This is a genomic window from Pseudomonas canadensis, assembly GCF_000503215.1.
GTDB lineage: Bacteria > Pseudomonadota > Gammaproteobacteria > Pseudomonadales > Pseudomonadaceae > Aquipseudomonas > Aquipseudomonas canadensis.
In genome coordinates this window covers 227,878-253,006 of sequence record NZ_KI628540.1, presented here as the reverse complement: position 1 = coordinate 253,006, position 25,129 = coordinate 227,878, and the positions used below count along the sequence as shown (strand labels likewise).

General features: G+C 60.9%; 19 protein-coding genes and 1 pseudogene. 12 read left to right on the top strand and 8 right to left on the bottom strand.

Annotation, left to right across the window (positions count from 1 at the left end):
* Positions 1 to 7 precede the first annotated feature (7 nt).
* Both araD1 and U367_RS0129105 read right to left on the bottom strand, forming a co-directional pair.
* On the bottom strand, positions 8 to 997 hold the full coding sequence (gene araD1 / locus U367_RS0129110; RefSeq protein WP_028619708.1) for an AraD1 family protein: 990 nt from the start codon (positions 995 to 997) through the stop codon (positions 8 to 10).
* Between the two features lie 15 nt (positions 998 to 1,012).
* Positions 1,013 to 2,335 (bottom strand): MFS transporter, encoded by a 1,323-nt coding sequence (locus U367_RS0129105; protein ID WP_028619707.1) that lies wholly within the window; start codon positions 2,333 to 2,335, stop codon positions 1,013 to 1,015.
* A gap of 192 nt (positions 2,336 to 2,527) precedes the next feature.
* On the opposite strand from U367_RS0129105, the gene U367_RS0129100 reads away from it, so the two are divergent.
* Both U367_RS0129100 and U367_RS0129095 read left to right on the top strand, forming a co-directional pair.
* Positions 2,528 to 4,264 carry an IlvD/Edd family dehydratase gene (locus U367_RS0129100; RefSeq protein WP_028619706.1) on the top strand — a complete coding sequence of 579 codons (1,737 nt, stop codon included), beginning with the start codon at positions 2,528 to 2,530 and terminating at the stop codon, positions 4,262 to 4,264.
* A gap of 48 nt (positions 4,265 to 4,312) precedes the next feature.
* Positions 4,313 to 5,035: a FadR/GntR family transcriptional regulator gene (locus U367_RS0129095; protein ID WP_016978830.1), complete on the top strand. Its 723-nt coding sequence runs from the start codon at positions 4,313 to 4,315 to the stop codon at positions 5,033 to 5,035.
* A gap of 64 nt (positions 5,036 to 5,099) precedes the next feature.
* Here the strand turns inward: U367_RS0129095 and U367_RS0129090 are convergent, their stop codons facing one another.
* Together U367_RS0129090 and U367_RS0129085 are read right to left on the bottom strand one after the other, a co-directional pair.
* On the bottom strand, positions 5,100 to 7,226 hold the full coding sequence (locus U367_RS0129090; RefSeq protein ID WP_028619705.1) for a TonB-dependent siderophore receptor: 2,127 nt from the start codon (positions 7,224 to 7,226) through the stop codon (positions 5,100 to 5,102).
* 200 nt (positions 7,227 to 7,426) lie between these two features.
* The gene (locus U367_RS0129085) at positions 7,427 to 8,518 is read right to left on the bottom strand and encodes an NADH:flavin oxidoreductase/NADH oxidase (RefSeq protein ID WP_028619704.1); all 1,092 of its coding nucleotides are present in this window, start codon (positions 8,516 to 8,518) and stop codon (positions 7,427 to 7,429) included.
* 78 nt (positions 8,519 to 8,596) lie between these two features.
* On the opposite strand from U367_RS0129085, the gene U367_RS0129080 reads away from it, so the two are divergent.
* Positions 8,597 to 8,908: an ArsR/SmtB family transcription factor gene (locus U367_RS0129080; RefSeq protein ID WP_028619703.1), complete on the top strand. Its 312-nt coding sequence runs from the start codon at positions 8,597 to 8,599 to the stop codon at positions 8,906 to 8,908.
* 7 nt (positions 8,909 to 8,915) lie between these two features.
* Here U367_RS0129080 and U367_RS0129075 read toward each other — a convergent pair whose 3' ends face one another.
* From U367_RS0129075 to U367_RS0129065, 3 genes are read right to left on the bottom strand one after another with little or no spacing between them, the layout of a single operon-like run.
* Positions 8,916 to 9,110: a hypothetical protein gene (locus U367_RS0129075; protein ID WP_028619702.1), complete on the bottom strand. Its 195-nt coding sequence runs from the start codon at positions 9,108 to 9,110 to the stop codon at positions 8,916 to 8,918.
* Positions 9,111 to 9,120: 10 nt separating this feature from the next.
* Entirely contained in the window at positions 9,121 to 10,161 is a 1,041-nt protein-coding gene (locus tag U367_RS0129070; RefSeq protein WP_028619701.1) for a GGDEF domain-containing protein, read from the bottom strand.
* A gap of 26 nt (positions 10,162 to 10,187) precedes the next feature.
* Positions 10,188 to 11,051 (bottom strand): hypothetical protein, encoded by an 864-nt coding sequence (locus U367_RS0129065; protein ID WP_028619700.1) that lies wholly within the window; start codon positions 11,049 to 11,051, stop codon positions 10,188 to 10,190.
* Positions 11,052 to 11,421: 370 nt separating this feature from the next.
* On the opposite strand from U367_RS0129065, the gene U367_RS0129060 reads away from it, so the two are divergent.
* The 5 genes and pseudogenes from U367_RS0129060 to U367_RS0129045 all read left to right on the top strand — a co-directional run bounded on the left by U367_RS0129060 (position 11,422) and on the right by U367_RS0129045 (position 18,377).
* Positions 11,422 to 12,312: a bestrophin family protein gene (locus U367_RS0129060; protein ID WP_016978827.1), complete on the top strand. Its 891-nt coding sequence runs from the start codon at positions 11,422 to 11,424 to the stop codon at positions 12,310 to 12,312.
* Between the two features lie 146 nt (positions 12,313 to 12,458).
* Positions 12,459 to 13,538, top strand: a pseudogene (locus tag U367_RS1000000132855) (cache domain-containing protein); the annotation flags it as partial.
* Positions 13,539 to 13,547: 9 nt separating this feature from the next.
* Positions 13,548 to 14,402, top strand: coding sequence for a methyl-accepting chemotaxis protein (locus tag U367_RS1000000132850; protein WP_371923953.1), 855 nt, complete (start codon positions 13,548 to 13,550; stop codon positions 14,400 to 14,402).
* Between the two features lie 242 nt (positions 14,403 to 14,644).
* The gene (locus U367_RS0129050) at positions 14,645 to 17,053 is read left to right on the top strand and encodes a glucose/quinate/shikimate family membrane-bound PQQ-dependent dehydrogenase (RefSeq protein WP_028619698.1); all 2,409 of its coding nucleotides are present in this window, start codon (positions 14,645 to 14,647) and stop codon (positions 17,051 to 17,053) included.
* Positions 17,054 to 17,111: 58 nt separating this feature from the next.
* The gene (locus U367_RS0129045) at positions 17,112 to 18,377 is read left to right on the top strand and encodes a carbohydrate porin (protein WP_028619697.1); all 1,266 of its coding nucleotides are present in this window, start codon (positions 17,112 to 17,114) and stop codon (positions 18,375 to 18,377) included.
* On the opposite strand, the gene U367_RS0129040 is transcribed toward U367_RS0129045, so the two are convergent.
* The gene (locus U367_RS0129040) at positions 18,374 to 19,549 is read right to left on the bottom strand and encodes a XylR family transcriptional regulator (RefSeq protein ID WP_028619696.1); all 1,176 of its coding nucleotides are present in this window, start codon (positions 19,547 to 19,549) and stop codon (positions 18,374 to 18,376) included. The two genes, U367_RS0129045 and U367_RS0129040, sit on opposite strands and share 4 nt — an antisense overlap.
* A gap of 138 nt (positions 19,550 to 19,687) precedes the next feature.
* Between U367_RS0129040 and xylA the strand changes: the two genes are divergently transcribed.
* The 4 genes from xylA (at position 19,688) to U367_RS0129020 (ending at position 24,946) form a co-directional block, all read left to right on the top strand.
* A complete protein-coding gene (gene xylA, locus U367_RS0129035) occupies positions 19,688 to 21,004 on the top strand; it encodes a xylose isomerase (RefSeq protein ID WP_028619695.1) in 1,317 nt (438 codons plus the stop codon).
* A gap of 262 nt (positions 21,005 to 21,266) precedes the next feature.
* On the top strand, positions 21,267 to 22,259 hold the full coding sequence (gene xylF / locus U367_RS0129030; RefSeq protein ID WP_028619694.1) for a D-xylose ABC transporter substrate-binding protein: 993 nt from the start codon (positions 21,267 to 21,269) through the stop codon (positions 22,257 to 22,259).
* A 5-nt stretch (positions 22,260 to 22,264) separates the two neighbouring features.
* Complete coding sequence (gene xylG / locus U367_RS0129025) at positions 22,265 to 23,809, top strand: D-xylose ABC transporter ATP-binding protein (RefSeq protein WP_174890981.1); 1,545 nt, start codon at positions 22,265 to 22,267, stop codon at positions 23,807 to 23,809.
* Positions 23,810 to 24,946, top strand: coding sequence for a sugar ABC transporter permease (locus U367_RS0129020; protein ID WP_028619692.1), 1,137 nt, complete (start codon positions 23,810 to 23,812; stop codon positions 24,944 to 24,946). It begins immediately after the preceding gene.
* Positions 24,947 to 25,129 lie beyond the last annotated feature (183 nt).

The following is a 25,129-nucleotide window of genomic DNA, read 5'->3' as shown; positions in this document are numbered from 1 at the left end:
TTCTCCTTTAAAGGGTGATGACGTTGCCGGGTTCGAAGGCCGCATCGCTGCTGCCGACACGGTTGACCAGCGGCGCGCCGAACTCGGCCTGGCTGATCTCGAACACATCGCCCGGCTGGGTGCGGATACCGTCAGCGAATGACAGGGTCGCGGTGCCGAAGAAGTGGACGTGCACATCGCCCGGCTTGAGGAACTGGCGGTACTTGAAGTGGTGGTATTCGAGGTTTTCCAGGCTGTGGCACATGTTGGCTTCGCCGCTGAGGAATTCGTTCTGCCAGATCACTTCGCCCTCGCGCAGAATGCGGCTGGTGCCCGCCAGGTGTTGGGGCAACTCGCCCACGCGCAACTCAGGGCCATAGCTGCAACTGCGCAACTTGGAATGGGCCAGGTACAGGTAGTTCTTGCGTTCCATGACGTGATCGGAGAACTCGTTGCCCACCGCGAAACCAACGCGATAGGGCTTGCTGTCCGGGCCGATGACGTAGAGGCCGCCGATTTCCGGTTCTTCGCCGGCATCTTCCGCGAAGGGAGGCGACGGGAAGGCCGCGCCGGGGCGCACCACAATGCTGCCGTCGCCCTTGTAGAACCACTCCGGTTGTACGCCCGCCTGGCCGGACTCTGGCTTGCCGCCCTCCACGCCCCATTTGAAGATGCGCATGGTGTCGGTCAACGCAGTGTCATCCCCGGCCTGGTGCATCTTGTCCCGCGCCGAGGCGCTGCCCAGGTGGGTCAGTCCAGTGCCGCTGATCAGCATGTGAGCCGGGTCCGGGTGGTCCAGTGGCGGCAGGATTTTCAGGTCGGCCAGCAAGGTGGCGTAGTCATAGCTGTCGCCCAGGCCCAGGCTGTCCACCTGTTGCGCCAGGCCGACACCGGCTTCGATCGCAGCCAGGGCCAGTTCGCGCACAGTGCGGGCGCTGTTGACCTCACGCACTTTGCTGCCTTCTACCACGCCGACGCGGCGCTCACCGTTACGCAATTCGAACTGAACTAAACGCATGCCATTTCTCCTGAATCAAGTACGTGTAGCGCCACGGGCACTGGCGGCAAATTGGTCGGCAGGCAGCACGTGCTTGCGCTCCAGCTGGCGGTAGACCACACCCGTCAGCAGCAAGCCAAACACCATCACTGCGGACAAAAAGTACAAGCCCGACGCCAGGTTGCCGGTGTATTCCTTGAGCGCGCCGATCACGAACGGGCCGATATAGCCGCCGAGGTTGCCCACCGAGTTGATCAACGCGATACCTGCCGCCGCACTGGCACCGGCAAAGAACCGTCCCGGTAAAGTCCAGAACACCGCCGTGCAGGAAAACAGCGCGAACGCCGCCAGGCACAGCGCGGCCATTTGCAGCACCGGCACGCTGAGCCAGGCGCTGCAGAACAGGCCGATGGCGCCCAGCACGTAGAGCACGGCGAGATGGCCGTAGCGGTCATTCAAACGGTCGGAACTGCGCGGGATGATCAGCAGGCCGATGATGCCGAAGATGTACGGCACGGCAGAGATGAAACCAGTGGTAAGGTCGCTGCCGCCGAACTGTTTGATCAGGGTCGGCAGCCACAGGCCCAGGCCATAAATGCTCAAGGTCACCGGCAGGTAGAACAGCGCCAGCAGCAGCACGCGCTTGTCTTTCAAGGCATGCAGCGGGTTGCCGTGGCGGGTCTGGCCGTAGGCTTGCAGGTCTTTGGCAAGCTCACCGGTCAGCCAGGTTTTCTCGTCCTCGCTCATCCAGTTGACCTGCTTGGGGCCGTCCGGCAGGTAGCGCAGCACCGGCCAGGTGAGCAGGATCGCCGGGGTGCCGATCACGATAAACAGCCACTGCCAGCCATGCAGACCAAGAATGCCGTCCATGCCCAGCAAACCGCCGGACACCGGGCCAGTGATCATCATCGCGATAGGTTGGGACAGGATGAACAGCCCGAGGATCTTGCCGCGATGGCGCACCGGGAACCACTGGGTGATGTAGTAGAGAACGCCCGGAAAGAACCCCGCCTCCGCCGCGCCGAGCAAAAAGCGCATCACGTAGAAGCTGTGCGGCCCCTGCACGAAGGCCATGCCGATGGTGATGGTGCCCCAGGTGATCATGATCCGCGCAAACCAGCGCCGCGCGCCAAAGCGATCAAGCATCAGGTTGCTGGGGATCTCGAAGAGAAAGTAGCCAATGAAGAACAACCCCGCACCCAGGCCATAGGCGGCGTCGCCAATGCCGACGTCGGCGCCCATGTGCAACTTGGCGAAACCCACGGCGGAGCGGTCCACGTAGGCGATCAGGTACAGCAGGATCAGGAAGGGAATCAGTTTCAGCGTGATGCGCCGAATAAGCCGCAGTTCCTGGCTCATGGGGTCGATCTCCGATTGTTGTTTTTATAGAAGCTCGGGGGACGCCTCTCGCGAAAATCCGCCAGGGTCATACCTCAGTTAAGACGGACTATATAGTATGACTATTTGCAAAACAACTCTTCCAAAGCAGCGTTTTTGCGCTTATGTTTAAGCACGCATAGAACATATAGTCATACAATAAGAGAATCGATCATGTCTGATAAAAAGCCCGGCCTACGCTCCGCCCAGTGGTTTGGTACTGCCGACAAGAACGGCTTTATGTACCGCAGCTGGATGAAGAACCAGGGCATTGCCGACCATCAGTTCCATGGCAAACCGATCATCGGCATCTGCAACACCTGGTCGGAGCTGACGCCGTGCAACGCGCATTTCCGCCAGATTGCCGAGCACGTCAAACGCGGCGTGATCGAGGCCGGTGGTTTCCCGGTGGAATTTCCGGTGTTCTCCAATGGCGAATCGAACCTACGCCCCACCGCCATGCTCACGCGCAACCTGGCGAGCATGGACGTGGAGGAAGCGATTCGTGGCAACCCGATTGACGGCGTGGTGCTGCTGACCGGCTGCGACAAAACCACCCCTGCGCTGCTGATGGGTGCGGCCAGCTGCGACGTGCCGGCCATCGTCGTGACCGGCGGGCCGATGCTCAACGGCAAGCACAAAGGCCAGGACATCGGCTCGGGCACCGTGGTGTGGCAGCTCAGCGAACAGGTCAAGGCCGGCACCATTACCCTGGACGATTTCCTCGCGGCCGAGGGCGGCATGTCGCGCTCGGCCGGCACCTGCAACACCATGGGCACTGCGTCGACCATGGCCTGCATGGCCGAGGCACTGGGCACTTCCCTGCCCCACAACGCGGCGATTCCGGCGGTGGATGCACGACGTTATGTGCTGGCGCATATGTCCGGCATGCGCGCGGTGGAGATGGTGCGCGAAGACTTGAAGCTGTCGAAGATCCTCACTAAAGAAGCGTTCGAAAACGCGATCCGCGTGAATGCCGCCATTGGCGGTTCGACCAACGCTGTGATCCATTTGAAGGCCATCGCCGGACGCATAGGCGTCGAACTCGACCTGGATGACTGGACCCGCATCGGCCGTGGCATGCCAACCATCGTCGATTTGCAGCCGTCGGGGCGCTTCCTGATGGAAGAGTTCTACTATGCCGGCGGCCTGCCTGCCGTACTCCGCCGCCTCGGTGAAGCCAACCTGATCCCCCATCCGAACGCACTGACCGTCAACGGTAAATCCCTGGGTGAAAACACCCAGGACTCACCGATCTACGGCCAGGACGAGGTGATCCGCACCCTCGACAACCCGATCCGCGCCGACGGCGGCATCTGCGTGCTGCGCGGCAACCTGGCGCCGCTCGGTGCAGTCCTCAAGCCGTCCGCCGCCAGCCCTGAACTGATGCAGCACCGAGGCCGCGCCGTGGTGTTCGAGAACTTCGACATGTACAAGGCACGCATCAACGACCCGGAACTGGACGTCGACGCCAACTCGATCCTGGTCATGAAAAACTGCGGCCCCAAGGGTTACCCAGGCATGGCCGAAGTCGGCAACATGGGCTTGCCCGCCAAGCTGCTGGCCCAAGGCGTAACGGATATGGTGCGGATCTCCGACGCGCGCATGAGCGGCACGGCCTACGGCACGGTGGTGTTGCACGTGGCGCCGGAGGCGGCGGCCGGTGGGCCGCTGGCCACGGTCAAGGAAGGTGACTGGATCGAACTGGACTGCGCCAACGGCCGCCTGCACCTGGACATCCCCGACGCAGAACTGGCGGCACGCATGGCCGACCTGGCGCCACCCGAGAAGCTGATTGTCGGCGGCTATCGCCAGCTGTACATCGACCATGTGCTGCAGGCCGACCAAGGCTGTGACTTTGACTTCCTGGTGGGTTGCCGTGGGGCGGAAGTCCCAAGGCATTCCCACTAATTGGGATGCTATGATGCCGCGTCTTTAAGCCAGAGCCTCCCTGTCGTCATGGATCACCAGCCGCCCAAGCCGCGCAAGAGCCAGCATGCCCAGATCGTTCAGGATTTGGGCATGCACATCGTTTCCGGTCGCTTCAAGCCTGAAGAACGGTTGCCCATGGAGGCCACGCTCTGCGAAGAGTACAAGGTCAGCCGCTCGGTGTTGCGTGAGGCTACCCGCGTGCTCAGCGCCAAGGGCCTGGTGTATTCCAAGCCCCGGGTGGGCGCCGTGGTGCGGCCGCGCTTGAAATGGCACCTGCTCGACCCGGACGTGCTGTCCTGGTTGATGCAATCCACGCCGCACAGCGAGTTCTTCAACACCCTGGCCGGGGTGCGGCGCATCCTCGAACCGGAAATCGCCGCCATGGCTGCGACCACTGCCACCGACGAAGACATCGCCACCATCGAGCAAGCCTACCTGGGCATGGAAACCGCGCAGACCCACGAACAGCTGCTGCAGGCCGACCTGGACTTCCACCGCGCGATTGCCGACGCCACCCGCAACGACCTGCTGGCCTACATGTGCAACATGCTGTCGCTGCCGTTGCGCGAGTCGATCAACATCACCAACCGCCGCCCGGACATCCAGGGCCTGAGCCTGCCCCGGCACAAAGCGATCCTTACCGCAATCCAGAACCGTGATGCCCTGGGTGCGCGGCATGCGTCGCTGGTGCAACTGGATGACACGCGGGTGGCGCTGGATACGGTGATGAATGTGCTCACGCCGCTCTGACCCCCAGGCCAAAACCACGCGCTATCAGGTGAACACCGCTCCCACAGGTTTACCTGTGGGAGCCTTATAGTGTGTAGGCGATCCCGACCTGAACGGTGCGGGGTTCGCCTGGGTAGGCATATACATTGCCGAACGCTCCCTCTTCATACTCGCGATTGAACAGGTTTTTCACGTCCAGGTTCAGCCGTACCTTGTCGTTGACCTTGTAGTAGCTGAGCAGGTCGACCACGGTGTAGGTGGCCATCGAGAACGGCGTATTGGAGGTCTGGCCAACGCGCTCGGCGACGTACTTGCCACCAGCGCCAAGCCCCAGGCCCTTGAGAGCGCCGTCTTGGAACTCATAGACGTTGAGTAGGCTGAAGCTGTTGCGCGGGATGTTGGCCAAACGTGAGCCAGTGCGGATGGTGTTGTCCTTTGTGACTTCAGCATCCACATAGGCATAGCCGCCGATCACGCGCCACTCGGGGGTGATGTTGCCGGCGACGTTGAGGTCGAAACCTCGACTGCGCACCTGACCGGCAGCGACACTGAAGGTTGAGTCAACTGGGTCGGTAGTGAGCACGTTTTTCTTCTCGATCTGGTAGATCGCCGCGTCGACACTGAGTTGGCGATCCAGCGCTTCCCACTTGATGCCCATCTCGTAGGACTTGCCCTTCTCCGGTTCAAAACCACCGCCTTGACGGCTGGCACCGGTGTTGGGCTTGAACGAACGGGCCGCGTCCGCGTACACCGCGATGGTGTCGGTGAGGTCGTAGATCACACCCATGCGCGGGGTGACTTCGTTATCGCTGGCTTCCCAGCTTTTACCGCCTGGCACGTAGGTGTGGTAATCGTGTTCGAAGCGCTCGAAGCGTGCACCAGCCAGCACTTTGAGGCGCTCGGTCAGGGCGACCTGGTCCTGGACGAAGGCGGCGTAGGTCTTGAGGTTTTCTTTGTCGTGGGTCGGCGTGCGTGTGAGCGCCGGGCGTGGCTGGCCGTAGACCGGGTTGAAGATATCGATGGGGTAGGCACCCACCGCGCCACTGGAACGCTGGATGATCGACTTGTAGTCGTAGTCTTCGAACTCGACGCCGGTGAGCAGCGTGTGGTCGAAACCGCCGGTGGAAAAATGCCCGGTGAGGTTTAGCTGAGTGTCCTTGTCGGTCCACTCCAGCTTGCGGTAGTTGAAGTTGCGACCCAGGGTGCGACCGTCAGCGGCCAGGCCGTTGGCTTCGATGGCATTGCCTTGCAGGGTGCCGTCGAGCCATTGGAAACCGCCGCCCAGGGTCCAGTTTTCATTGAGCAGGTGCTCGAAACGCAACTGGGCCATGCTGTTGTCGTTGTGCAGTTTGCCGGCGTCTTTTTCACCCCAGAAGGTATCGCGCGAAGGCGTGCCTTTTTGATTGGGGTAACGCGTCAAGCCACGGTCCAACGGGTGATTGTTGCGCATGAAGTCACCTTCGAAGATCACCTTGGTGTCGTCGGTGGCCTGCCAGGTGATCACCGGGGTCACGCCGTAGCGCTCGGTTTCTACGTGATCACGAAAGGTATCGCCGCCCTCGCCCACCACGTTCAAGCGATAGGCCAGGCGACCGTCTTCATCCAGCGGGCCGGACGCGTCGAGGGTGGCGCGCTGCATGCCCTGGTCATCCAGTTGGCTGCCGAGGGTCACCGTCGGCTCGGCCAGCGGTTGCTTGGAGACCACGTTGAAGGTGCCGCCGGGATCGCCACGCCCGTAGAGCATGGTTGCCGGGCCGCGCAGCACTTCCAGGCGCTCGATGGTGTTGGCGTCGGGCATGTTCGGGTAGCCGCGGTTGATCGGGAAACCATTGCGGTAGAACTCGCCGGTAGTAAAGCCGCGCACGGTGAAGGTGGTGAGCCCCTGCCCGCCGAAGTTGTTGGCACGGCCGACGCCGCCGGCGTAGTCCAGCGCGTCCTGCAAGCGGGTGGCGCCGATATCCTCGACCACCGCCTTGGACACCACGCTGATGGACTGCGGAGTTTCATGGATCGAGGTATCGGTACGCGTCGCACTCGCCGAGCGGGTGGCGTGGTAGCCCTGCACCGGGCCCTGAGCGGTTTCGTAGTCGGCTGCGCCAGTGATGCTGGTGGTTTGCAGCTCGATCGCGGCTTTTTCAACCGGTTCGACCTCCGCCCAGCTCAATGGGGAAAACGCCTGAAGCACACACACGGAAAGCAGGGTACGACGCATGAAGGATAAACCTAGTGAAAGAGCCAGACAGGACGGCATAACTGCCAATTATTGTGGCGCGCATGATAGGTCATATCATTACCGTTTGGCATCTATTCTCATTAACCACTTATCGAGTGACCGCGTTGTATCAACGCACGGCAAAAACAGCGCAAAAAAAAGCCACTCTCACGAGTGGCTTTTGTCACGCCATGACCGCCTTAGCGATAACGTTCCAACCAATGCGCATAAGGTGCAGGCAAGGTCCACGACGACTTCTCGACGCCCAACTCCTTGGCCGCGAAGTACGCCCAATGCGGGTCAGCCAAGTGCGCACGCCCCACCGAAACCAGGTCCAGGTGCCCGGCTTGCAAGGCGCCTTCCGCCAGTTGCGGCGTGCCAAAACCCCATGCCGATGTCACCGGAATGCCGGCTTCACGACGCACGCGCTCAGCGATCGGACCCATGAATGCCGGGCCCCATGGGATATTGGCCTCTGGGATGGTGAAGCCGACGCTGACACTTAGCAGGTCCAGGCCACCGGCCTTGAAACGACGGGCCAGTTCGATGGATTCGGTGAGGGTCTGCTCGTCGCGGCCGTCATACTCGATCACGCCGAAACGCGCGGTGAGCGGCAGGTTTTCCGGCCAGACTTCACGCACGGCGGCCAGGGTTTCCAGGAGGAATCGGCTGCGGTTGTCAAAGCTTCCGCCGTAGGCGTCGGTGCGCTGGTTGGAGTGCTCCGAAAAGAAGCTCTGGCCCAGGTAGCCGTGGGCGAAGTGCAGTTCGATCCACTCGAAACCGGCATCACGCGCGCGGCGCGCAGCGTCGACGAAGTCCTGGCGCACGCGTGCGATGTCGTCCAGGGTCATGGCGCGCGGTACTTGCGGCAGATTGGCACCGAAGGCGATTGCCGACGGTGCGATGGTTTCCCAACGGCGTGCATCGGACGCGGCCATATGGTCGTCACCTTCCCACGGGCGGTTGGCGCTGGCCTTGCGGCCGGCGTGGCCGATCTGGATGCCCGGCACCGAACCGGCAGCCTTGATGGCCTGGACCATCGGCACAAACGCCTCGGCGTGGGCATCGCTCCAGAGCCCGGCGCAGCCTGGAGTGATACGCCCTTCCGGCGCCACGGCGGTGGCTTCGACCACTACCAGGCCAGCCCCGCCACGGGCCATGCTGGCCAAGTGCACCAGGTGCCAATCGTTGACGATGCCGTCATCGGCCATGTACTGACACATCGGCGGAATAGCGATGCGATTGCGCAGGGTGACGTCTTTGAGTGTGAACGGTTCGAACAATGCGGACATGTTGACTCCAGCCAGTGGGTGGTTGATTCGATAGTTCGATGGTAATCGAACTATGGTATTCAACGATAGCCCCCTGTTATGATTCATTTCATGCGAGCCTTCAAACACCCCCCTCTTCAAGACCTGACTCTCGAGCGCCTGCTGTACGCCCTGAGTGATCCGGTGCGCCTGGAAATCGTGCGTTGCCTGGCAGGCGTGCCCGAAGCCACCTGCGGTGAGTTGGACGGCGGCCGGCCGAAGTCGAGCATGTCCCATCATTTTCGCGTGTTGCGCGATGCCGGGTTGGTGCAGACCCGCAGTGTGGGCACCACGCATATGAATTCATTGCGCGGCGAATTGCTTGAGGAACGCTTTCCCGGTTTACTCGGGTGCATCCTCGCCCAGCACTGAACCAAAATCAGGCTAGCGGATCGCCTTCGCCTTGCTCGACGTGCCGGCTCGGCATACCACCCAATTTGATTGCACCAATACGCCCTTGCAGTTGGTCGACAAACCGCTGCGCCTCCAGACGCGTGTTGAACATCATGCTCAAGTCACCCAGCCGTAGCAGACAACCTTCGGGTGAGTCCACGTCTTCCAATTCGATCTTCATACGTCCTCGCTTATTCAACCGCCGCAGGCAAGCGCGGCCGCACAGGTTTGCCATCCAGATGCACGCAATCCTTGCCGTTGCGCTTGGATTCATAGAGATTGCGATCGGCGCATTTGAGTACCGCAGACAGCTCGGCACCCGCCGTAAAGCGCGTCATGCCCGCACTGCAGGTGTAGTCATGGGGCGGCGCGACACTGCAGCGAATGGCATGCAGCAGGCGTAGCGCATAATCGGTCGCCGTGTGGGGGTCATCACAGACCAGTAATACGCCGAACTCCTCGCCGCCGATCCTGCCGAAACTGTGGCTGCCTCGGGTGGATTTAAGGCACGCGGCCATCGCACAGAGAATACTGTCGCCAACGTCATGCCCGAACTGGTCATTCTTCAACTTGAAACTGTCGATATCCAACATCATGAAATAGCCGGTATGACCGGCTGCAATCAGTTTGGCGAAACTTTCCATAAAGGCGCGCCGGTTCAATAGGGACGTCAGGTGGTCAGTGTGTGCCAGTTCGCGGAACTCACTTTCAACCAGCAGCACGGAGCGCAAGTTCTTCAAGTAAGAGAAATTCAGGATGAAGCCAATAGGCACTGATGACAGGCAAAATATGAACAGGTAAACCTCGACGTCAGCGTAAATACCTATCTGGATATTTGGCCACATCACCCACCAGACCAACGCTGCACATATCAGGAAATCCTGGGGCGTGATAAAGAGTACTGCGCTGCTGAGCACCAGCGTCAACGCCAGCGGCAAGGCAAATACCTGCAGTTCGAAGTTGGTGTGCAACACATAGGCGAATCCAACAGCCAGCAACACCATGTAGGCCACGCCAAGCAGTCGCCACAGGTAGAAGTGGGTCACCGTGCGGTGAAGCTGGCAGACCACCAGCAGGCCCAGCGTGACCATCAGCTTGTCCAGCCCAAACTTCATCAACGGATCAATCAGCAACACGCCCAACCAAGCGATAATCCCGATGATTTCAGCCTGCAAGATCGCCGGTGACAATAGCCTTTGCATCCGTGGCCTAAGCTTCAAATTAGCCGGCATTCGTTCATTCCCTGTACATGAGTTGCCTAATGACTGTCGGTATGACCCGATTGGAGACTGTGCAGGCTGATCGCAAATGAATAGGCCATGAAGCGTCTAACCAACACGACAAACGGCGGCAGCACTTCCAGTTGTGTCTTGGAATGAATTTTGAAATATCCCCTGTCGACCCCCTCCCGAACCAGGCGAATTACATGCGTCTTGGAGACCGATAATTTCTCGGCAAGTGAAAGATAGGAAGAAGACCGGAAACTCGCGCCGGTGTTATCCAGCGCACACGCGTCGTTATAGATAGCCAACATCAACAAGTGACCGGCATCTCGATTGACCAACCAATAACAATCCGGCAACAACTGATCCAGGGTCGAGTTACCCTCAAGGATCTTCGTAAAACCTTTGAAATAAACGGCCAGAAAATCACGGTCATCCACCCCATCCAAATGCCGAATCATCGTATTTTCCGGATAGAGCGTGCCCAGCGGCTGAACGACGGAAGTGAGCATCGCCCGCACTTCCTGGCACGCCTGGGACGACGGGCTGAAAACGCGGAAACGGCTATCCTCCGGGTGTCCCGCCACTTTCATGAACCCCAAGGCCCTGAACAGCAGGAAAATCGACTCCAGGCCGTTCCTCGAGCAAAACCCGCGCGCCACACACAATGCTTTCACTTCGGAAAGTAACGGCTCCGGCCTGGAAAAATAGGCACTTAATAGTGCAAAAGACACCATCAAACGATTGAACTTCAACGCCGTCTTGTAGAAAAACGGTCTTTTCGAATAGGGCTTCAGCAGCAGTGTGTAATGCGTGCGAATGCACGCCTCAAATTCCACATGGCATTCGGCTACGCGTGCCGAATGCTCCAGCGCCAACTTCAACGAACGACCACACATGAGAAAGAGCCCTGATCAAACAACCTGAATTCATTGATATCAATTGCACTCTTTATGCAACCAGGTCTCACAACAACTCACGTCAGAATAAAAGCCACTAATGGCGTTTTGCCTCGAAGTGCAATCTATCGTGATTAGAGTAAGGGACCCCATCGCTACCAAAATTGTTCCAATGGCCCGTAGCAACTGGGCGACCAGCAAAACTCTTGTGACATTTACTTACATATCGAAAGCGCACTCGAAAGCCAGGCGGTTTAAGCCAAATCCAGCCAAGTTGACTTAAACGTTTCAGTCTGCGGGGCGAACCTTACCCACCAGACGGCGTCCGAGCTAAGGCACTGTTGCTTACCGCTCGCCGCGAGGTCTTCGTTTGAAAGCTGCCATCCTCAAAAAGTACCGCCTGATCATCAAGACCATGGGCTACGTGGGCTGGGCGCTGTTCTGGCTGTTGCTGTGGGACGTCGCCGTCACCGTGGACTTCATGCTGTTTCTCACCGCCAAGATCAATTTACCGCTGATGCCCCTGACCCTGCTGGGTTCGGCGCTGGTGGTGCTGATCAGTTTCCGTAACAGCAGCGCCTACAATCGGTGGTGGGAAGCACGCACGCTGTGGGGCGCGATGGTTAATAACTCGCGCAGTTTTGCCCGTCAGGTATTGACGCTGCTGGACGACCCTGATGGCGAAGTCAACCCGGTCAAGGCCACCCTGTTGCGCCGCCATGTGGCATACGTGAACTGCCTGGCCGCCCACCTCAAGGGCCAGCCATGCCCTGAAGAAGTCCGCGCCTTCATTCCCAGCGAAGAGTTCGCGCGCAATGGCGCGACCAACAACTTCGCCAACGACATCCTCACCGGCTCTGCCGCGCTGTTGGCCAAGGAATACAAGGCCGGCCACCTCGACAGCATCCGCCTGGCGCGGCTGGAGTCGACCCTGGTTGACTTGTCCAACGCCCAGGGCGGCATGGAGAGGATCGCCAACACCCCACTGCCCTACCCCTACGTGTATTTCCCGCGCCTGTTTATCTCGCTGTTTTGCCTGATCGTGCCGGTGGGCCTGGTGGAGTCCTTGGGCTGGTTCACCCCGCTGGCCTCGACGGTGGTGGGTTTCATGCTGCTGGCCATCGAGCGCATTGGCACCGATTTGCAAAGCCCGTTCAACTCCAGCGAACACCAGATCCAGATGGAAACCATCTGCGAAACCATCGAGAAAAACCTGCAGTCGATGCAGCGTGATGCGCTGGGTGGCGAGCGTATCGGTTAAACCCTCCTTTGGCCCTCAAGTGCGTGCTCCCGCAGTCGATACACAGGGAGTACGCATGGGCCACACCCACCTCAAAACAACACATGCGACGCTCGACGCCACTGTTTTCCCCTTGCCAAAAATTATAAATACCCGCGGGTGAAGTCATGAATATCAAGCAAAAGCTGACCTGGGCGTTTGCCGCCATCGCGTGCGTCCCGGTTATTTTGGTCGCGGTACTGGTTGTGCTGAATCTGCGCGAGGGGGCCCAGGCCAATTTCCTCGACAGCAGCGGCCGTGAGATCCGCCAGATCGACAATGGCATGAAGCAGTTCTTCGACGGCATCAGCCAAAACGTCGACTATGTGGCCAAGGACCCGCGCGTTGTCGCGGCCAAAGACCTCAAGAGCTACGCCGGGGCCGACGCAGCCCAAATCCCCCTCACCCCCACCAATAAAGAACTGCTGGAAATTTTCGACCAGTTCGCCAAGAGCCATCCGAGCACCGCCTACCTGTCCCTGGGCTTGAAAGACGGCGGCTACGCCAGTTGGCCCGACGACACCAAACTCAACAATTACGACCCACGCGTACGCCCCTGGTACCAAGCAGCCATCGCCGCGCCGGGCAAGACCGTGCGCACCGGCGCCTACTATTGGGCGCCGGACGATGTGACGCTGATCGGCACCGTACACACCGTCGCCGACGCCACCGGGAATATCCTCGGCGTGGTCGGCCTGGACGTGTCGCTCAAGCAGCTCACCGAACTGGTGCGCAACATCAAGCTCGGTGACAGCGGCTACCTGATGCTAGTGGAAGCCAACGGCAACGTGCTGGTTGACCCCAGCGATGCCAAGCACAACTTCAAACCCCTGGCCGACCTGGGCCCGAACTACGCCGAACTGGCCAAGCGCGGCGACGGCGTGACCCGGATCGAGATCGATGGCGTGGCCTACATGGCCAATATGGTCAGCTCCAAAGACCTGGGCTGGCGTTTTATCGGCCTGATCAAGCGTGACGAAGTCATGGCCGGCGCCACCCGTCTGACCTGGTTGATCGCGGCCATTGCCGCCGTATTGGCGTTGGTGTTCGCGGTGGTCGGCGCCAGCTTTGCCAGCGTCATCGTACGGCCGATTCGCGGCGTGGCCGACGGCCTGCAAGAGATCGCCGAAGGTGAAGGCGACCTGACCCGTCAGCTCAAGGTACAAGGCAAGGACGAAACCGCCAGCCTGGCCGGCTGGTTCAACCAGTTCCTGAGCATGATCGCCCAGTTGGTGCAGCGTATCGGCAACGCCTCGTCGGACCTGCAGACCGCCGCCGCCGACACCAGCCAAGTCGCCAACAACATGAACCAGGCCGCCGGCCGACAACGCGAAGCCGTGGAGCTGGTAAGCACCGCGTTCAACGAAATGGTGGCCACCGCCAACGAAGTCGCCCGTTCTTGCAGCGCCGCCGCCACCAGTGCCGACGAAGGCTACCGCGACGTGCACGACGGCCAGCACCACATCGGTGAAGCCACCGGCAGCGTGCTCAAGCTCAGCGAAGACCTGCAGAAGTCGACCCAGACCATGCAGTTGCTGGAGCAGGACAGCAAAAACATCAACACCATCCTCGACACCATCCGTTCGATTGCCGAACAGACCAACCTGCTGGCGCTGAACGCGGCGATCGAGGCGGCGCGCGCTGGGGACCAAGGCCGAGGTTTCGCCGTGGTCGCCGACGAAGTCCGCGCCCTCGCCCGCCGTACCGCAGACTCCACCGGCGAGATCGACAGCCTGCTCGGCAACCTCGCTCGTCGCACCCAGGAAGTGACGCAGCAGATGCAAGGCAGTCTCCTGGTGTCCCACACCAGCGTGGAACGTATCCAGCAGGCCCGCGACAGCTTCGACAAGATCCGCGGCTCGGTGGACTCGATCCGCGACCAGAATACCCAGATCGCCACCGCCGCCGAGGAACAGCACCAAGTGGCCGAGGAGATCAACCGCCACATCGCGCAAATCCATGCCGACGCGCAACTGGTCGAAGGCTTTGCCCACTCGGCGCAGACCGGGTCAGGTCGTTTGACGGATATTTCGGCTCAGCTCAAGGGGTTGGTGGGGCGGTTCAAGTTTTAACAGGCCAGCGAGTGCGCAGAGCCACAATTTATCGCGAGCGGACTTGCTGTAGTGAGCGGGGCAAGCCCGATCACTACAAGTTGCGTGCGCCTTTAAGTATCACATCAGACCCTAGGCGACATTTAGCCACACGCCATCATCGCAGCACCTGTAATAGTCTATTGCAGGACTCTAATGTACTAACCAGTTACTTATCTTGCTAAAATCGCGTCTTTGCCCTCTCACATTCGAGTCCTTTCGACATGAAACGAGCATCGCGCGCCGCTGGCGCCTCTAGATTCTTACTGCTGGGCCTGGGCGTGATCATCGCCCTGCTCGGCCTCGCGCTCGCCATTGGCGGCGTCAAACTGGTCAGTCTGGGAGGTTCCTGGTACTTCCTGATCGGCGGCGCAATCATGGCGATCGCCGGGCTGTTGATCGCCGGCCGCAAGCCGGCCGGTGCGTGGTTGTTCGCAGCCTTCCTGATCGGCACGGCCATTTGGGCCGTGGCGGATGTGGGCCTGGTATTCTGGCCATTGTTCTCCCGCGTATTCATGTTTGCGGCCATTGGCATGGTGGTGGCGCTGGTGTACCCGTTGCTCGTCAACCGGCCTGCACGGGGCGCCTATGCGGTGGCTGCCGTACTGGCGGTGGGCGTAGCAGTCGCGGCAGGCAATATGTTCGTCGCCCACCCAAGCGTGGCACCGACCGGCGCCGGCCCTGGCATCACCCCGGTGGCTGCAGCGGATGCGCAGAAAGACTGGGCGCACTACGGCAACACCGAAGGTGGCAGCCGCTTTGCCGCGCTGGACCAGATCAACCGTGACACGGTCAACAAGCTCAAAGTGGCCTGGACCTATCACACCGGTGATGTAGCCATCAGCGACGGCAACGGTGCCGAAGACCAACTGACGCCCCTGCAGATCGGTAACAAGGTGTTCATCTGCACGCCGCACAACAACCTGATCGCCCTGGACGCCGACACCGGCAAAGAGCTGTGGAAGAACGAGGTCAACGCCAAATCGGCGGTCTGGCAGCGTTGCCGTGGCATGGCGTATTTCGACGCCACCGCGCCGATTGCCCAGCCGACCCAGCCCAACAGCTCGCCGATCACGGCCGCCAGCGTTCCGGCCGGTGCGCAGTGCCAGCGCCGTCTGCTGACCAACACCATCGATGCGCGCCTGATCGCCGTGGACGCCGACACCGGCAAGTTCTGCGAAGACTTCGGCACCCACGGCCAAGTGGATTTGAAAGCCGGCCTGGGTAACGTGCCGGACAGCTACTACCAACTGTCCTCGGCACCGCTGATGGCCGGCACCACCGTAGTGGTAGGCGGCCGCGTGGCCGACAACGTGCAAACCGACATGCCGGGCGGTGTGATCCGTGGCTTCGACGTGATCACCGGCCAGATGCGCTGGGCTTTCGACCCGGGCAACCCGGAAGACAAAAAAGCCCCGGCCGACGGCAGCACCTATGTGCGCAGCACCCCGAACAGCTGGGCGCCGATGTCCTATGACCCGCTGATGAACACCGTGTTCTTGCCGATGGGCAGCTCGTCCACCGACATCTACGGCGTGGAACGCACCCAGCTCAACCACAAATACGGCGCGTCGGTATTGGCGCTGGACGCCTCCACCGGTACCGAAAAGTGGGTGTACCAGACCGTCCACAATGACCTGTGGGACTTCGACCTGCCGATGCAGCCAAGCCTGATCGACTTCACGCCACCGGGCAGCGATAAAGCCGTGCCTGCGGTAGTGATCGGCACCAAGGCCGGGCAGATCTACGTGCTCGACCGCGCCACCGGCAAACCGCTGACTGACGTGCAGGAAGTCCCAGTCAAGGCCGCCAACATCCCTAACGAACCCTACTCCCGGACCCAGCCAAAATCAGTCGGCATGCCGCAGATTGGCGCGCAAACCCTGACTGAATCGGACATGTGGGGCGCCACGCCTTTTGACCAATTGCTGTGCCGCATCGACTTCAAGGGCATGCGCTACGACGGCCTGTACACCGCGCCGGGAACCGATAAATCCCTGAGTTTCCCAGGCTCCCTGGGCGGTATGAACTGGGGCAGCATTTCCACCGACCCAGTACACGGTTTTATCTTCGTCAATGACATGCGCCTGGGCCTGTGGATCCAGATGGTGCCGTCGCAGAACAAGGCCCAGGCCGCGTCCGGTGGCGAAGCGCTGAACACCGGCATGGGCGCCGTGCCGCTCAAGGGCACGCCGTATGCCGTGAACAAGAACCGCTTCCTGTCGGTGGCCGGCATTCCGTGCCAGGCGCCGCCGTTCGGCACCCTGACCGCGATCGACATGAAGACGCAAAAGGTCGCCTGGCAAGTGCCGGTCGGCACTGTTGAGGACACCGGTCCGCTGGGGATCCGCATGCACCTGCCGATCAAGATCGGTCTGCCGACCCTCGGCGGCACCTTGTCGACCCAGGGCGGCCTGATCTTCATCGCCGGCACCCAGGATTTCTACCTGCGCGCCTTTAACAGCGGCAACGGTGATGAAGTCTGGAAAGCCCGCCTGCCCGTGGGCAGCCAAGGTGGCCCGATGACTTACGTGTCGCCGAAAACCGGCAAGCAATACATCGTCATCACCGCCGGCGGCGCACGCCAGTCCACCGACCGTGGCGACTACGTGATCGCCTACGCCCTGCCATAACCCCCTGTTCGCGCGGCGCCTCCCTCCGGCGCCGCGCCTTCTGTCTGGAAGAACCCGCATGACCCCCACTTCTCCTATTCCCCTTGGGCGCCTGTTGCTGGGCCTGGCCCTGGGCGCCGCACTGCCCGTGCAAGCCGATGACACCACCCTGACCGGCGACTGGGGCGGCCTGCGCCGTGAACTCGACGCACAAGGCATCCGCTTTACCGGCGACTACAGCGGCGAAACCGCCTACAACGCTCACGGCGGCCAGCACCGTTCGGCGCGTTACTCGCAGAACCTCAAGCTGGGCGTGCAGTTCGACCTGGGCAAGCTGTATGGCTTCAATAATGGCGATCGCATTCAGGTCACTATCAACGACCGTCGTGGCAATAGCGCTTCCGAGGATTTGGTGGGCAATCGCCTGCCAATCCAGGAAAACTACGGCGGCCTCTACACGCGCCTGACCGAGCTGAGTTACGAGCGCACCCTGTTTACCCCGGCACTCAACGTCAAGCTCGGCTATATGGCCATGGGCAACGACCTCGGCGGCCTGGACAGCGGGATCCTGTGCAACTTCATGAACGCCGGTTTCTGCGGGCACCCGCTGAATATGTCCGGCGGCAGTGGCTGGACCAACTACCCGAATGCGCGCCTGGGTGCGCGGGTGAAATACGACTTCGCCCCCAACTGGCAACTGCGCGTCGCCGCGTTCAACGTGGACCCGGAAAGCAACGGCAATTCCAGCCGCGCCTGGAAGCTGAGCCCCAAACACACTACCGGCACCGTGGTGCCGATCGAGCTGGTGTACAAACACGCGGGCAACCTGCCGGGTGAATACAAGCTGGGCTATTACTACGACAGCTCCGACGTGAAACGCATCGGCAGCAGCAAGGAGGTCAGCGGTCGCGGCGGCCACTACCTGCTGATCGACCAAGCCGTTTGGGCTTCCGACTCCTCCGCTGGCCGCGTGCTGCACGCCTTCGGCCAATACTCCGCCGCCAGTGAAGCGGCCTCGCCGTTCAGCAAATGGTATGGCGCGGGCGTGGTGCTGTACAAACCGTTCGAAGGCCGGCCGCGTGACACCCTGGCGCTGGGTTATGGTCGCGCCGTGCCCAACCCCCGCAGCCGCGAGGTGCAGGAATTGGCCGCGTTCAACGCCGGAAACGACTACCCCAACCTGAACAATGCAGAACAGCTGATCGAACTCAGCTACGGCTACCAGGCCACGCCCTGGCTGACCCTGCGCCCGGATGTGCAATACATCCTCGAACCGGGGGCGTTCTCAGGCGAGAACATCGACAACGCGCTGGTGCTGGGCTTGCAAGTCAAGGCCGTGTTCTAGGCCTCACTCTGCTGATACTCGCGTGGCGTACATCCAAACTCGCGGCGGAACACCGTGTGCAGGTACTGCGCGGATTTGAAGCCGCAGCTTTGCGCAATATCGGCAATCGCCAGGGCCTGATTCTGCAGGCCCTTGGCGGCCGCGGCGAGTTTGAAGCGCAGGATCTCGTCATGCACGCTGCACCCGCGTTCCTTGCGAAAATGCGACTCCAGGGATGAACGCGATATCCCCACGTACCCCGCCACTTGGGCTGTCTTGATCCCTTGGCACGCGTACTGACGGATAAACAACAACGCCTGCATCACATACGGATTGCCCAAGGGCTGATGCAGGCTGGACGCTTGCACATTGATTGCCTCCGGCGGCACCAGGATCTGCTCCGCCTTACAAGGCTTGCCGTGCAACATCTGATGCAGCAACGCGGCGGCGGTACGGCCCATGGTTTCCGTACCCTGGATCACCGAACTCAACGGCACCCGTGTGAGGGTTCGGGTCAGCGGATCATTGTCGATGCCGATCAGCGCCACCTCTTCCGGCACGGCAATCCCTGCCGTGAGACACGCTTGCAGCAACTGCCGCGCGCGGGCGTCGGTGACGGCGATGATGCCGATGGGTTTTGGCAGGCTGTGCAGCCAGGCGATTTGCTGTTCGACAGCGCTGTCCCACAGCGGCGCACTGGTGCCCAGCCCACGATAGACCTCGACCTGCAAACCGTCCCGTTGCAGCAGGCGGCGAAAGGCTTTTTCACGCTCCTGGGCCCAGCGATTGGCCTGGGCTTCAGGCAGGCTGAAACAGGCAAACCGGGTCAGGCCGGCCTCGATCAAATGTTCGTAGGCCAACTTGATCAACGCATAGTTGTCCGTGGCCACGTAGGGAATGCCCTTGGGATAGGCGCGCGCATCCTCGTAAGAACCCCCAACCGCCACCACCGGCACCTTGCTCCCGGCCAGCGCCTCGCCAATCAGCGGGTCGTCGAAGTCGGCAATGATGCCATCGCCCTGCCAGCGCTCGATGCCTTTGAGGCGACACAGAAAGTCTTCTTCCAGAAACAAGTCCCAGGAGGCGCGAGTGCTGCTCAGGTAATTGCCGATGCCGGCGATGATGCCACGGTCGTAGATTTTGCTGCCGTTGAACAGCAAGGCAATGCGGTGCACGGGCGGTAGGGTTTTCATTGTTGTTGTCCTGGGCCGATCAAAACAGACTAGTCCCTGCCACGCAAAATCGCACCGTCTCTTGGTGATTTTCGTAATCGGCAGGCCGCACGCCGTTGCTAGTATCGAGCCACCGCCAAGAACAATAAGGAAAACGCCATGCCGTACTTCCCCGGTGTCGAGAAAGTTCGCTTCGAAGGCCCCAATAGCGATGCCCCCCTCGCCTTTCGCCATTACGACGCCAACAAGCTCATCCTCGGCAAACCCATGCGCGAACACTTGCGCATGGCGGCCTGTTATTGGCACACCTTCGTCTGGCCGGGGGCGGATATGTTTGGGGTGGGCACCTTCAAGCGGCCGTGGCAGCGCAGCGGCGACCCGATGGAATTGGCCATCGGCAAGGCAGACGCCGCCTTCGAATTTTTCTCCAAGCTGGGCATCGACTACTACAGCTTTCACGACACGGACGTCGCCCCCGAAGGCAGCTCGCTCAAGGAATACCGCCACCACTTTGCGCAGATGGTCGATCACCTGGAGCGCCATCAGGAACAGACCGGGATCAAGCTTCTTTGGGGCACTGCCAACTGCTTCAGCAACCCGCGCTTTGCCGCCGGCGCCGCCAGTAACCCGGACCCGGAGGTGTTTGCCTACGCCGCTGCCCAAGTTTTCAGCGCGATGAATGCGACCCTGCGGCTCAAGGGCGCCAACTATGTGCTGTGGGGTGGCCGCGAAGGTTATGAAACCCTGCTCAACACCGACCTCAAGCGCGAGCGCGAACAACTCGGGCGCTTCATGCGCATGGTGGTGGAACACAAGTATAAGATCGGCTTCAAGGGCGACCTGCTGATCGAACCCAAGCCCCAGGAACCGACCAAGCACCAATACGATTACGACAGCGCCACGGTGTTTGGCTTCCTGCATGAATACGGCCTGGAACAGGAGATCAAGGTAAACATCGAGGCCAACCACGCGACCCTGGCCGGGCACAGCTTTCATCATGAGATTGCCACCGCCGTGTCCCTGGGGATCTTCGGCAGTATCGACGCCAACCGAGGCGACCCGCAGAACGGCTGGGATACCGACCAGTTCCCCAACAGCGTCGAAGAGATGACCCTGGCCACCTATGAAATCCTCAGGGCTGGCGGTTTTAAGAACGGCGGCTATAACTTCGACTCCAAGGTGCGTCGCCAGAGCCTGGACGATGTGGACTTGTTCCACGGGCATGTGGCGGCCATGGATGTGCTGGCCCTGGCACTGGAACGCGCGGCGGCGATGGTCGAGAACGACCGGTTGCAGCAGTTCAAGGACCAACGTTATGCCGGCTGGCAGCAACCGTTGGGCCAGGCCGTGCTGGCGGGTGAGTTCAGCCTGGAATCACTGGCTGAGCATGCGTTTGCCCAGGAGCTGAACCCGCAGGCGGTGAGTGGTCGGCAGGAAATGCTTGAAGGTGTTGTGAATCGGTTTATCTACCGCTAGCACTGTGGCGAGCGGGCTTGCTTGTGGGGTTGGCTTGTATGTGGGGTGTTGGCTTGTTTGTGGTGAGCGGGCTTGCCCCGCGCTGGGGCGCGTAGCGGCCCCACTGCAGGCGATGTGTTTTTACCTGACACTCTGAGGTGCCTGGTTTTGGGGCTGCTTCGCAGCCCAGCGCGGGGCAAGCCCGCTCACCACAGCAAGCCCGCTCACCACGGATACAGTGTTTGTCTAGAGTCTTCCAACAACAATAAAAGGACGCACAATCATGAAACGTACACTCATCGCCACTGCCCTGGCCCTGCTCGCCCTGCCAGTCATGGCCGACTCAGCCCACCCGAAAATCGGCTTTTCCATCGACGACCTGCGCCTGGAACGCTGGTCCCGCGACCGCGACTACTTCGTCGCAGCTGCAGAAAAACTCGACGCCAAGGTCTTCGTGCAATCGGCCGATGCCAACGAGCAGAAGCAGATCTCGCAGATTGAAAACCTGATTTCCCGTGGCGTCGACGTGATCGTCATCGTGCCGTTCAACGCCACCGTGCTCACCAACGCCGTCGCAGAAGCCAAGAAAGCCGGGATCAAGGTAGTGTCCTACGACCGCCTGATTCTCAACGCGGACATCGACGCCTACATCTCCTTCGATAACGAAAAAGTCGGCGAAATGCAGGCCAGCGGCGTGTTGCAAGCGGCGCCCAAGGGCAACTACTTCCTGCTCGGCGGCGCGCCCACCGATAACAACGCCAAGGTGCTCCGCGAAGGCCAGATGAAGGTGCTGCAACCGGCCATCGACAAGGGCGATATCAAGGTGGTCGGCCAGCAGTGGGTCAAGGAGTGGAACCCCACCGAAGCCCTGAGCATCGTCGAAAACGCCCTGACCCGGAACAACAACAAAATCGACGCCATCGTCGCCTCCAACGACGCCACCGCTGGCGGTGCGATCCAGGCCCTGGCCGCGCAGAAACTGGCGGGCAAGGTGCCGATCTCCGGGCAGGACGCCGACCTGGCCGCGATCAAGCGCGTGATCGACGGCACCCAAACCATGACGGTGTACAAGCCGCTCAAGCTGATCGCCACCGAAGCCGCCAAGCTCTCGGTGCAACTGGCGCGTAACGAGAAGCCGACCTACAGCTCGCAGTACGACAACGGCAGCAAGAAGGTCGACACCATCCTGCTCACGCCTACCCCGCTGACCAAAGCCAATATCGATCTGTTGGAGAAAGACGGGTTCTATACCAAAGAGCAGATTGCCGGGCAGTGACCGCCATGTCCGACTACCTGCTGCAAATGAACGGCATCGTCAAAACCTTTGGCGGTGTCAACGCCCTCAACGGCATCGACATCAAGGTACGGCCGGGGGAATGCGTCGGCCTGTGCGGCGAGAACGGCGCCGGTAAATCAACCCTGATGAAGGTGCTGTCGGCGGTTTATCCGTACGGCACCTGGGACGGTGAAATCCTCTGGGACGGGCAGCCGCTCGAGGCTCAGTCGATCAGCGAGACCGAGGCGGCGGGGATCGTGATCATTCACCAGGAACTGACCCTGGTGCCTGACTTGTCGGTGGCCGAAAACATCTTCATGGGCCACGAACTGACCTTGCCGGGTGGGCGCATGAACTACCCGGCGATGATCCACCGCGCCGAAGCCTTGATGCGCGAGCTCAAGGTACCGGACATGAACGTCGCGCTGCCGGTGTCGCAGTACGGCGGCGGCTACCAGCAATTGGTGGAAATCGCCAAGGCCCTGAATAAACAGGCGCGCCTGTTGATTCTCGATGAGCCCTCCTCGGCCCTGACGCGCTCTGAAATCGAAGTACTGCTGGACATCATCCGCGGCCTCAAGGCCAAGGGCGTGGCCTGCGTGTACATCTCCCACAAGCTCGATGAAGTGGCGGCGGTGTGCGACACCATTGCGGTGATCCGCGATGGCAAGCACATCGCGACCACGGCCATGGCCGACATGGACATCGCGCAGATCATCACCCAGATGGTCGGCCGCGAGATGAGCAACCTCTACCCCACCGAGCCGCATGACGTAGGCGAGGTGATTTTCGAGGCGCGCAACGTCACCTGCTATGACGTCGACAACCCCAAGCGCAAGCGTGTGGACGACATTTCCTTCGTGCTCAAACGCGGGGAAATCCTCGGCATTGCCGGGTTGGTGGGCGCCGGGCGTACGGAACTGGTGTCGGCACTGTTCGGCGCCTACCCAGGGCGCTACAGCGCCGAGGTGTGGTTGGACGGCCAGGTGATCGACACACGCACGCCGCTCAAATCCATCCGCGCCGGGCTGTGCATGGTGCCCGAGGACCGCAAGCGCCAGGGCATCATTCCCGATCTGGGCGTGGGCCAGAACATCACCCTGGCGGTGCTCGATACCTATGCGCACATGACGCGTATCGATGCCGAAGCCGAACTGGGCAGCATCGACCAGCAGATCGCACGCATGCACCTGAAGACCTCCAGCCCGTTTTTGCCGATCACCAGCCTGTCCGGGGGTAATCAGCAAAAGGCCGTGCTGGCGAAAATGCTGATGGCCAAGCCCAAGGTGTTGATCCTCGACGAACCCACGCGCGGCGTGGACGTGGGCGCCAAATATGAGATCTACAAGTTGATGAACGCCCTGGCGGCCGAAGGGGTGTCAATCATCATGGTGTCCTCGGAGCTGGCCGAAGTACTCGGGGTCTCCGACCGCGTGCTGGTGATCGGCGAAGGCCTGCTGCGCGGTGATTTCGTCAACAACGGCCTCACCCAGGAACAGGTGCTCGCGGCTGCGCTCAGCCATAACAATAATGATCGGAAGACCGCGTAGATGAATCAGCTCAAACAGCTGTTTACCCGCTACAAAATGCTCGCCCTGGTGATCGCCGTAGCGGTGATCTGGCTGTTTTTCAGCTGGCAGACCGAGGGCGGGTTTCTCACACCACGTAACCTGTCCAACCTGCTGCGGCAGATGTCGATCACCGGGATATTGGCGTGCGGCATGGTACTGGTGATCATCAGCGGCGAGATTGATTTGTCAGTGGGGTCATTGCTCGGGTTGCTGGGCGGGTTGGCGGCGATCCTTGATGTGGTTTATCACGTGCCGCTGCTGGCCAACCTGAGCCTGGTGGCGTTGTGTGGGCTGATGATCGGCGTGGCCAACGGATACATGACCGCGTACCTGCGGATTCCTTCGTTTATCGTTGGCTTGGGTGGAATGCTGGCATTTCGCGGGATTCTGCTGGGGATCACGGGCGGTACCACCATCGCGCCGGTTTCGCCGTCGCTGGTGTATGTGGGCCAGGGGTATCTGCCGCATTCGGTGGGTATTGGGCTCGGCGTCTTGTTGTTTGCACTGACGCTGTTCCTCACATGGAAACAACGACGCAATCGCGCGCTGCATGGTCTTGCGGCACATTCCCTCGTGCGTGATCTGGTCCGCGTGGTACTTATCGGCGCCGTGCTGGCCGGGTTCGTCACCACGCTCAACAGTTACGACGGCATTCCCGTCCCCGTCTTGCTTCTACTCGTGCTTCTGGGCGTATTCAGCTACGTCACCAGCCAGACCGTGTTCGGCCGCCGCGTCTACGCGGTGGGCAGCAACATGGAAGCCACGCGCCTGTCGGGCATCAACGTGCAGGCGGTGAAGCTGTGGATCTTCGGCATCATGGGCGTGATGTGCGCCCTCGCCGGCCTGGTCAACACCGCCCGCCTCGCTGCCGGTTCGCCGTCGGCGGGGAATATGGGCGAGCTGGATGCCATCGCTGCGTGTTTTATCGGCGGCACGTCCATGCGTGGCGGCTCGGGCACGGTGTACGGCGCGTTGTTGGGCGCGCTGGTGATTACCAGCCTGGACAATGGCATGTCGATGCTGGATGTGGACAGTTACTGGCAGATGATTGTGAAGGGCAGCATTCTGGTGTTGGCGGTGTGGGTGGATGTGAGTACGCGGACAGGTCGTCGGTAACGGTCCGGAAAAACACCGAAGCTCCCACATTGAGAGGTGGCGTTAGCGGCATTTGGTCATGGTTTGAGAAGCGCCAGCAAGGCGTGTCGCGTTTAATTGCAGGACGTTTCCTAGACAATCTTTGTCGCCTTGTGCCTGCAGGAATCAATGGCGAGCCTGCGATCCACCCTCGCGCGCCTGAAG